The 10,483-nt window shown below is 61.6% G+C and carries 6 protein-coding genes; all 6 read right to left on the reverse strand.

The features are described 5' to 3' along the window. Positions 1–184: 184 nt before the first annotated feature. The 6 genes from rpsA to gyrA all read right to left on the reverse strand — a co-directional run bounded on the left by rpsA (position 185) and on the right by gyrA (position 10,163). Positions 185–1,861 (reverse strand): 30S ribosomal protein S1, encoded by a 1,677-nt coding sequence (gene rpsA / locus ACF8EA_RS13880; RefSeq protein ID WP_003252673.1) that lies wholly within the window; start codon positions 1,859–1,861, stop codon positions 185–187. A gap of 124 nt (positions 1,862–1,985) precedes the next feature. Then, positions 1,986–2,672 carry a (d)CMP kinase gene (gene cmk / locus ACF8EA_RS13885; protein WP_021784962.1) on the reverse strand — a complete coding sequence of 229 codons (687 nt, stop codon included), beginning with the start codon at positions 2,670–2,672 and terminating at the stop codon, positions 1,986–1,988. Continuing rightward, complete coding sequence (locus ACF8EA_RS13890) at positions 2,669–4,876, reverse strand: bifunctional prephenate dehydrogenase/3-phosphoshikimate 1-carboxyvinyltransferase (protein WP_033739306.1); 2,208 nt, start codon at positions 4,874–4,876, stop codon at positions 2,669–2,671. Before ACF8EA_RS13890 ends, cmk begins: the two co-directional genes overlap by 4 nt. Positions 4,877–5,062: 186 nt before the next feature. After that, positions 5,063–6,157 (reverse strand): prephenate dehydratase, encoded by a 1,095-nt coding sequence (pheA, locus tag ACF8EA_RS13895; RefSeq protein WP_003252669.1) that lies wholly within the window; start codon positions 6,155–6,157, stop codon positions 5,063–5,065. 1 nt (position 6,158) lies between these two features. After that, positions 6,159–7,244 carry a 3-phosphoserine/phosphohydroxythreonine transaminase gene (serC, locus tag ACF8EA_RS13900; protein ID WP_028698391.1) on the reverse strand — a complete coding sequence of 362 codons (1,086 nt, stop codon included), beginning with the start codon at positions 7,242–7,244 and terminating at the stop codon, positions 6,159–6,161. Between the two features lie 147 nt (positions 7,245–7,391). Further along, on the reverse strand, positions 7,392–10,163 hold the full coding sequence (gene gyrA / locus ACF8EA_RS13905) for a DNA gyrase subunit A (protein WP_053870525.1): 2,772 nt from the start codon (positions 10,161–10,163) through the stop codon (positions 7,392–7,394). Positions 10,164–10,483: the final 320 nt, after the last annotated feature.

Here is a 10,483-nt window from a genome sequence, read left to right on the forward strand (position 1 = left end):
GAAACAAACGTAGGAGCGAGCGCAGCTCGCGATGCGCCGCGCGGGCGGCGCTCGATCTCACTGGCGACACAACCCTTACGACAAACACTCCCCACCACCACCACCACCCCACCACCACTCCACCAATAAAAACGCAAAAAAAAGGGCGACCCGAGGGTCGCCCTTTTTACCGATCAAACAGAACTCAGTTCTGCTTGGCCATTGCTTCGCGCAGCAGCGCAGCCATGGTGGTGTCGGCAGCAGCTTCCGGAGCGTTTTTCAGGCTCTGGATAGCTTCGCGCTCTTCAGCGTCGTCTTTCGATTTGATCGACAGGCTGATAACGCGGGACTTGCGGTCAACGCTGATGATCTTGGCTTCGATCTCTTCGCCTTCCTTCAGAACGTTACGCGCGTCTTCAACGCGGTCACGGCTGATTTCGGAAGCTTTCAGAGTGGCTTCGATGTCGTCGGCCAGGGTGACGATGGCGCCTTTGGCGTCAACTTCTTTCACGATGCCCTTGACGATAGCGCCCTTGTCATTGACAGCAACGAAGTTGGAGAACGGATCGTCTTCCAGCTGCTTGATGCCCAGGGAAATGCGCTCGCGCTCTGGGTCGACCGACAGGATGACGGTTTCCAGCTCGTCGCCCTTCTTGAAACGACGTACGGCTTCTTCGCCGGTTTCGTTCCAGGAGATGTCGGACAGGTGAACCAGGCCGTCGATGCCGCCGTCCAGACCAATGAAGATACCGAAGTCGGTGATCGACTTGATGGTACCGGTGATCTTGTCACCCTTGTTGAACTGGCCGGAGAAGTCTTCCCATGGGTTGGACTTGCACTGCTTGATGCCCAGGGAGATACGACGACGCTCTTCGTCGATGTCCAGAACCATGACTTCCACTTCGTCGCCAACCTGAACGACTTTCGACGGGTGGATGTTCTTGTTGGTCCAGTCCATTTCGGAAACGTGTACCAGACCTTCAACGCCTTCTTCCAGCTCAGCGAAGCAGCCGTAGTCGGTCAGGTTGGTAACGCGAGCCTGTACGCGAGTACCTTCTGGGTAACGGGCAGTGATAGCTACCCACGGATCTTCGCCCATCTGCTTCAGACCCAGCGAAACGCGGTTGCGCTCACGGTCGAACTTCAGAACGCGTACGTCGACTTCGTCGCCAACGTTAACGATTTCCGATGGGTGCTTGATGCGCTTCCAGGCCATGTCGGTGATGTGCAGCAGGCCGTCGATACCGCCCAGGTCCACGAATGCGCCGTAGTCGGTGAGGTTCTTGACGATACCTTTGACTTGCTGGCCTTCCTGCAGGGTTTCCAGCAGGGCTTCGCGCTCGGCGGAGTTCTCGGCTTCCAGCACGCTGCGACGGGAAACGACAACGTTGTTGCGCTTCTGGTCCAGCTTGATGACCTTGAATTCCAGCTCTTTGCCTTCCAGGTGGGTGGTGTCGCGCACTGGGCGGACATCAACCAGGGAGCCCGGCAGGAACGCACGGATGCCGTTAACGTCGACAGTGAAGCCGCCCTTAACCTTACCGTTGATAACGCCCTTGACCACTTCTTCGGCGGCGAAAGCTGCTTCCAGAACAATCCAGCACTCGGCGCGCTTGGCTTTTTCACGGGACAGCTTGGTTTCGCCAAAGCCGTCTTCGACCGCGTCCAGCGCAACGTGAACTTCGTCACCGACCTTGATGGTCAGCTCGCCAGCTTCGTTGTAGAACTGCTCGAGCGGGATGACGCCCTCGGACTTCAGGCCAGCGTGTACGGTAACCCAGTCGCCGTCGATGTCGACAACGATACCGGTGATGATCGCACCCGGCTGAAGATTGAGGGTTTTCAGGCTTTCTTCAAAGAGTTCTGCAAAGCTTTCGCTCATTTTAATTCCTGTAGATTCGGGCGAAACAAACGCCCATAACCACATTCCAGACAATGTGGGTTCGTTTTAAGTAAAGGAAAGCCGGCAGGACGTTGACTGGTGCCCCTGCCTGCTTTCCTGGTTATCAGATAAGGTCGCGCTGGGCGATCTCGCTTCTGATACGTTGCAACACCTGCTCGATGGACAACTCGGTAGAGTCCAACTGAATGGCATCAGCCGCTGGTTTCAGCGGGGCCACTGCACGTTGGGTGTCACGCTCATCACGCGCACGAATCTCATCCAGCAGACTCGACAGACTAACATCTTCACCTTTGCCCTTCAACTGCAGGTAGCGGCGACGTGCGCGCTCCTCCGCGCTGGCGGTGAGGAAGACCTTCAAGGGCGCATCCGGGAACACCACAGTACCCATGTCGCGACCGTCAGCAATCAGCCCCGGCAATTCGCGGAACTCACGCTGGCGGACCAGCAGCGCATCACGCACCGCCGGCAGCGAGGCCACCATCGATGCACCGGCACCGACGGTTTCGGTACGGATGACGTTGCTGACGTCCTCACCCTCAAGGATGATCTGTTGCAGCTTACCGGGCTCGGAAGCGATGAACTGCACATCCAGATGGGCGGCAAGTTTGGTGAGCAGCTCTTCGTTGGTCAGGTCGACACCGTGGTTGCTGGCATTGAATGCCAGCAACCGATACAGCGCGCCGGAATCCAGCAGCTTCCAGCCCAGCTCGCGAGCCATCAACCCGGCGACCGTGCCCTTGCCCGAGCCGCTAGGCCCGTCGATGGTGATAACCGGTGCCAGCGAATTCACGACTTGCCCTCTTCTGCCACGCGAATCCCCACTTCGGCGCACAGCGCCAGGAAGTTGGGGAACGAGGTGGCGACGTTGGCGCAGTCGTGAATGCGAATTGGCGCACTGGCGCGCAGCGAGGCCACACTGAAGGCCATGGCGATGCGGTGATCACCATGCCCATGCACTTCGCCACCGCCCAACTGGCCGCCGTCGATGATGATGCCGTCCGGGGTCGGCTCGCACTTGATGCCCAAGGTGATCAGGCCATCAGCCATCACCTGGATGCGATCGGACTCCTTCACCCGCAGCTCTTCGGCGCCACGCAGCACGGTACGCCCTTCGGCACAGGCAGCTGCCACGAACAATACCGGGAATTCGTCGATGGCCAGCGGCACCAACGCTTCAGGAATGTCGATACCCTTCAGCTTGGCTCCGCGCACACGCAGGTCGGCTACAGGTTCGCCGCCCACTTCACGCTGGTTTTCCAGGGTGATATCGCCGCCCATCAGGCGCAGGATGTCGATCACGCCGGTACGGGTCGGGTTGATGCCGACATGCTCCAGTACCAGCTCGGAGCCTTCAGCGATAGAGGCTGCCACCAGGAAGAACGCTGCCGAAGAAATGTCAGCCGGCACTTCGATGCGGGTAGCGGTCAGCTTGCCACCGGACTGTAGCGAGGCAACTGGGCCGTTGCTGTCGACCGCATAGCCAAAACCGCGCAGCATGCGCTCGGTGTGGTCACGGGTAGGCGCAGGCTCGGTGACAGTGGTCTTGCCTTCGGCGTACAGGCCGGCCAGCAGCAAGCAGGATTTGACCTGGGCGCTAGCCATCGGCAGCGTGTAGGTCAGCCCTTTGAGCTTGTGGCCACCGCGAATGGTCAGCGGCGGGCGGCCTTCAGGGCCGGTCTCGACCACAGCGCCCATTTCGCGCAGCGGGTTGGCCACACGGTTCATCGGGCGCTTGGACAGCGAGGCGTCGCCGGTCATGGTGACGTCGAACGACTGGCCGGCCAACAGGCCCGACAGCAGGCGCATCGAGGTACCGGAGTTACCCACGTACAGCGGCCCTGGCGGCGGCTTGAGACCATGCAGGCCCACGCCGTGAATGGTCACACGACCGTGGTTGGGGCCTTCGATGACCACACCCATGTCACGAAATGCCTGCAGGGTCGCCAGCGCGTCTTCGCCTTCGAGGAAGCCTTCGACCTCGGTAGTACCTTCGGCCAGCGAGCCGAGCATGATCGAGCGATGGGAAATCGACTTGTCGCCCGGTACACGGATCCGCCCGTTCAGGCGGCCACCCGGTTGGGCCTGGAAAATCAGATCGTTGGCGTTCATAGCGTCCACATAGGCCCGGCGGGCCAGGATTTTACTGAAATGCTCGCGGGCAGCCCGTGCGCGGGTGAATACTCCCAGCAGCTGGTGCCCATCCCCTTCAGCGATCGCGTCGCGCAGGGCGTCGAGATCGCTGCGATATGTATCAAGTGTGCGCAGGACAGCGTCGCGGTTGGCGAGGAAGATGTCATGCCACATGGTCGGATCGCTGCCGGCGATTCTTGTGAAATCGCGGAATCCACCCGCAGCGTACCGGAAGATCTCGAGGTTTTCATTGCGTTTGGCCAGTGAATCGACCAGACCGAAGGCCAGCAGGTGTGGCAGATGGCTGGTGGCGGCCAGCACTTCGTCATGGCGCTCGACCGACATGTGCTCCACATCGGCATCCAGCGCACGCCACAGGCGGTCAACCAGGGCCAGCGCGGCGGGATCGGTTTCGGCCAGCGGCGTGAGGATAACCTTGTGCCGGCGGAACAAGGTGGCGTTGGAGGCCTCTACCCCGCTCTGCTCGGAGCCCGCGATGGGGTGGCCCGGGACGAAGCGCGGCAGGCGCGCACCAAAAACGGCACGGGCCTCACGCACGACGTTGCCCTTGGCACTGCCGACGTCGGTGATGATCGCATCACCCAGGTCGAGCTGGGCCAGGCGCGCCAGGACTTTTTCCATGGCCAGTATCGGTACGGCCAACTGAATGACATCGGCACCCACGCAAGCGGCGGCGAGGTCTTCTTCGCAGCGGTCGACCACACCCAAAGCCACGGCCTGCTTGCGCGACGGGGCATCAAGGTCGACACCGACCACTTCGCGGCACAAGCCGCTCTCACGCAGGCCCTTGGCGAACGAGCCACCGATCAGGCCCAGGCCGACCACGACCAGGCGGTTGATGATGGGTGCGGGTTTGGTTTTTGCTGCATTTACCACTGGTGCGAACCCTGTTCAGAAATCTAGGTAGCCTGTGAGGGCCATTGGGGCCGCGACGCGGCCCTTCGCGGGCTCGCCCGCTCCCACAGGGATCGGCATCACATGCTCACTGTGGGAGCGGGCATGCCCGCGAAGGGCTGCAAGGCCCCTGAATCAAAGCACCGCCTTCGGATAAGAGCCCAGCACCTTCAGCGCCACAGCCTCCTGGCTGATCTGCTCGAGCACCGCCTTGATCAGCGGGTCACGGTGGTGGCCGACGAAGTCGATGAAGAACACGTAGGTCCACTTGCCGCTGCGCGACGGGCGGGTCTCGATGCGGGTCAGGTCGATGCCGTTCTGATAGAACGGCACCAGCAACTCATGCAAGGCACCGGGCTTGTTGCTCATCGAAACGATGATCGAGGTCTTGTCGTCGCCGGTCGGCGGCACCTCCTGGTTACCGATCATCAGGAAGCGGGTGGAATTGTCCGGGCGGTCTTCGATCTTCTCGGCCAGACGGGTCAGGCCGTACAGGTTGGCCGCCATGTCGCCGGCGATCGCCGCCGAATTCCACTCACCCTTGACCCGCTTGGCCGCTTCGGCATTGCTCGATACGGCCACGCGCTCCACGTTCGGGTAGTGCGCGTCCAGCCACTTTCGGCACTGGGCCAGCGACTGGGCGTGGGAGTAGATGCGGGTGATACTGTCGGTCTTGGTGTTCTCGCCCACCAGCAGGTGGTGGTGAATACGCAGCTCGACCTCACCGCAAATCACCATGTCATGCTCAAGGAAGCTGTCCAGGGTGTGGCTGACCGCACCTTCAGTGGAGTTTTCCACCGGCACCACACCGAAGTTGACGGCACCGGCCGCCACCTCACGGAACACTTCGTCGATGGCCGCCATCGGCCGACTGATCACCGCGTGGCCGAAGTGCTTCATGGCCGCAGCCTGGGTGAAGGTGCCTTCAGGGCCGAGATAGGCGATTTTCAACGGCTCTTCCAAGGCGAGGCACGACGACATGATTTCGCGGAACAACCGCGCCATCTCTTCGTTGCCCAGCGGGCCTTTGTTGCGCTCCATCACGCGCTTGAGCACCGCAGCTTCACGCTCGGGACGGTAGAACACCGGTTTCTCGCCTTCTTTCAGCGAGGCAGTCTTGACCCGGGCAACTTCTTCGGCGCAGCGGGCGCGGTCGCTGATCAGCTCGAGGATTTTCTCGTCGAGGCTGTCGATGCGCACGCGCAGCGCCTTGAGCTCCTGTTCGGACATATCAGCCATGCTCCTTCTCGAATTCAGCCATGTAGCCTACCAGCGCTTCTACCGCTTCCAGGCCCAGGGCGTTGTAGATGGAGGCGCGCATGCCGCCAACCGAACGGTGGCCCTTGAGGTTGAGCAGGCCACGCGCGTCGGCGCCCGCGAGGAAGGCCTTGTCCAGGCGCTCGTCAGCCAGGCGGAACGGTACGTTCATCCACGAACGGGCGTTGACGCTGATCGGGTTGGTGTAGAACTCGCTGCGGTCGATGAAGCCGTAAAGGCGATCTTTCTTGGCACGGTTGCGCTGCTCCATGGCATCAACACCACCCTGCTCTTTCAGCCACTCGAAGACCAGACCCGAGAGGTACCAGGAGTAGGTGGCCGGGGTGTTGTACATCGACCCGTTGTCAGCTGAAACCTTGTAGTCGAGCATGGTCGGGCAGCTGCTGCGGGCATGACCCAACAGGTCTTCGCGCACGATCACCACCACCAGGCCGCTTGGACCGATATTCTTCTGCGCGCCGGCGTATATCAGGCCGTACTGCGACACATCGATCGGGCGCGAGAGGATGTCGGAGGACATATCGACCACCAACGGCACGTCACCGGTTTGCGGCACCCAGTCAAACTGCAGGCCACCAATGGTCTCGTTGGACGCATAGTGCACGTAGGCAGCGTTTTTGGTCAGGTTCCACTCGTTTTGGCCGGGGATGGCCAGGTAGTCGTAAGGCTTGGCGGTGGCAGCGACGTTAATGTTGCCGAAACGCCGCGCTTCCTCGATGGCCTTCTTCGACCAGATGCCGGTTTCGATGTAGTCGGCAGTGCCGTTTTCCGGCAGCAGGTTCAGCGGGATTTCAGCAAACTGCTGGCTGGCGCCCCCTTGCAGGAACAGCACCTTGTAGTTGGAGGGGACGGACAGCAGGTCACGCAGGTCCTGCTCGGCCTTTTCGGCGATGGCCACATAATCGTCGCTGCGATGGCTCATTTCCATCACCGACAAGCCCTTGCCACGCCAGTCCAGCATCTCGGCCTGTGCGCGCTGCAGGACAGCGTCAGGAAGCGCGGCAGGGCCTGCGCAGAAGTTAAAGGCTCGTTTGCTCACATCCACTCTCGCTCTGCCAAATAGAACAAAATCGTAATTCGGTGGCCACATTCCATGCAGGATCGGTGGCGCCTGCATCGCGGGCAAGCCCGCTCCTACACAGTCAAACGGGGCGACCTTGGTCGCCCCGCTCGGGTTTACGCTTGCTTACTCTTGCGGGGCCTCGTCGGCACCCGCAGCTTCTTCATTTTCATTGTCTGGCGCTGCAGCCTCGACACCCTCCTCGTCCGTCTCGATCACCTCATCGAGTTCGTCCTCGGACGGCTCCTGGATACGCTCCAGGCCCACCAGTGTCTCATCGGCCGCCAGCTTGATCAGCGTAACGCCCTGGGTGTTGCGGCTCAGGCTGGACACTTCGCCAACCCGGGTGCGAACCAGCGTGCCCTGGTCGGAAATCAGCATGATTTCCTCACCTTCCTGCACCTGGATAGCACCGATCAGCAGGCCGTTGCGCCCCTTGGTACCCATGGCGATCACACCCTGGCCACCGCGGCCGCGACGCGGGAACTTGGACAGCGGAGTGCGCTTGCCAAAGCCACGCTCGGAGGCGGTGAGGATCTGCGAGCCGGACTCGGGGATCAGCATCGAAATGATCCGCTGGCCTTTGCCCAGCTTCATGCCGCGCACACCACGGGCGTTGCGACCCATTTCACGCACGACGCTCTCGGCAAAGCGGATGACCTTGCCAGCGTCGGAGAACATCATGACTTCCTTGGCGCCATCGGTGATGGCCGCGGCAATCAGGGTGTCACCTTCCTTCAGCTTCAGGGCGATCAGGCCGTTGGAACGCGGACGGGCGAACTGCACCAGCGGGGTCTTCTTGACGGTGCCGGAAGCGGTCGCCATGAAGATGTACGCGCCGGTCGGCTCTGCAACCCACTCCGGGGTGTCACCGTCTTCTTCGTCGACCTCCTCGGCCTCTACCAGCTCACCCTCGAGCACGGCGTCTTCAGCCTCGTCCAGCTCTTCGTCGAGGTCGGCGTTCTGCTGCAGCGCTTCGAGGTCGATCTGCAGCATGGCGGTGATGCGCTCACCCTCCTCCAGCGGCAGCAGATTGACCAGCGGACGACCACGGGCAGCGCGGGACGCTTCGGGGATTTCGTAGGTTTTCTTCCAGTACACCTTGCCCTTGCTGGAGAACAGCAGCAGGGTGGCGTGGCTGTTGGCGACCAGCAGGTGCTCGATGTAGTCCTCGTCCTTCACGCCGGTCGCCGACTTGCCTTTACCGCCACGGCGCTGGGCCTGGTAGGCGGACAATGGCTGGGTCTTGGCATAACCACCATGGGAGATGGTGACCACACGCTCTTCTTCCGGGATCATGTCGCCGTAGTTGAGGTCGTGGCTGGCATTGAGGATTTCGGTGCGGCGGGCATCGCCGTACTCGGCACGGATGGCCTCCAGCTCCTCGCGAATCACTTCCATCAGGCGCTCGGCGCTGCTGAGGATGCGGATCAACTCGCCGATCTGCTCGAGGATTTCCTGGTACTCGGCCAGCAGCTTCTCGTGCTCCAGGCCGGTCAGGCGGTGCAGGCGCAGGTCAAGAATGGCCTGGGCCTGTTCCGGCGACAGGAAGTACTTGCCGTCATGCAGGCCGTACTGCTCCGGCAGGTCTTCAGGGCGGCAGGAATCGGCGCCGGCGCGCTCGACCATGACCTGCACGGCACTGGATTCCCACGGCGTGGAAACCAGGGCTTCCTTGGCTTCGGACGGCGTCGGCGAGGCCTTGATCAGGGCAATGACCGGGTCGATGTTGGACAGCGCGACCGCCTGGCCTTCAAGGATATGGCCACGCTCACGGGCCTTGCGCAGCTCGAATACCGTACGGCGGGTCACCACTTCACGGCGGTGGCGGACGAACGCTTCGAGCAGGTCCTTGAGGTTGAGCAGGCGCGGACGGCCGTCGACCAGGGCCACCACGTTGATACCGAACACGCTCTGCAGCTGGGTTTGCTGGTAGAGGTTGTTGAGCACCACCTCCGGCACCTCGCCGCGACGCAGCTCGATGACGATGCGCATGCCGTCCTTGTCGGACTCGTCGCGCAGCTCGGTGATGCCTTCGATCTTCTTCTCTTTGACCAGCTCGGCAATCTTTTCGATCAGGCGAGCCTTGTTCAGCTGGTACGGCAGCTCGGTGATCACGATCTGCTGGCGGCCGCCAACCTTGTCGATGTCTTCGATTTCGGAGCGGGCGCGCATGTAGATGCGGCCACGGCCGGTGCGATAGGCCTCGATGATGCCCTGGCGACCGTTGATGATGCCGGCAGTCGGGAAGTCCGGGCCAGGGATGTGCTGCATCAGCTCATCGATGGTGACTTCCGGGTTGTCGATGAGCGCCAGACAGCCATCGATGACCTCGCCGAGGTTGTGTGGCGGAATGTTGGTCGCCATGCCCACGGCAATACCGCTGGAACCGTTGACCAGCAGGTTGGGAATACGCGTCGGCATGACCGCCGGGATCTGCTCGGTGCCGTCGTAGTTGGGCACCCAGTCGACGGTTTCCTTGTGCAGGTCGGCCAGCAGCTCGTGGGCCAGTTTGGTCATGCGCACTTCGGTGTATCGCATGGCGGCAGCGTTGTCGCCGTCCACCGAACCGAAGTTGCCCTGACCGTCGACCAGCAGGTAGCGCAACGAGAACGGCTGGGCCATACGCACGATGGTGTCGTAGACCGCAGTGTCGCCGTGCGGGTGGTACTTACCGATCACGTCACCGACCACACGGGCGGATTTCTTGTACGGCTTGTTCCAGTCGTTGCCCAGTTCGCTCATCGCATAGAGAACGCGGCGATGCACGGGCTTCAAGCCGTCACGCGCATCGGGCAGCGCTCGCCCGACAATCACGCTCATCGCGTAGTCGAGGTAAGACTGTCTCAGTTCGTCTTCGATATTGACCGGGAGGATTTCTTTGGCCAGTTCGCCCATGAGAAGCCTGATTCCTTTTTCTGGTGAAACTTCGCAGCTCCATCAAGGGCCGAACGAAGCTCGCCGCCGCAGCGCATAAGGGTGCGACGACTTACGACAAATCAATGAGTTGTGCCATGGATCTGCGCAATGAAGGCCGCCGTGATGGGCGGTCTTGGAAACTGCCGGATGTTATCACAAAGGCGGGGGCGGTGGGGAGATGTGGCACGGGGGCTTGACGTGAATATTGTGTCGGCTGCAAGACCGAGCGCCGCCCGCGCGGCGCATCGCGAGCTGCGCTCGCTCCTACGTTTGTTTCGGGCCAGTAACACCTGTGGCAG

The organism is Pseudomonas sp. YQ_5 (genome assembly GCF_043103305.1).
GTDB classification, from domain to species: Bacteria; Pseudomonadota; Gammaproteobacteria; order Pseudomonadales; family Pseudomonadaceae; genus Aquipseudomonas; species Aquipseudomonas putida_Y.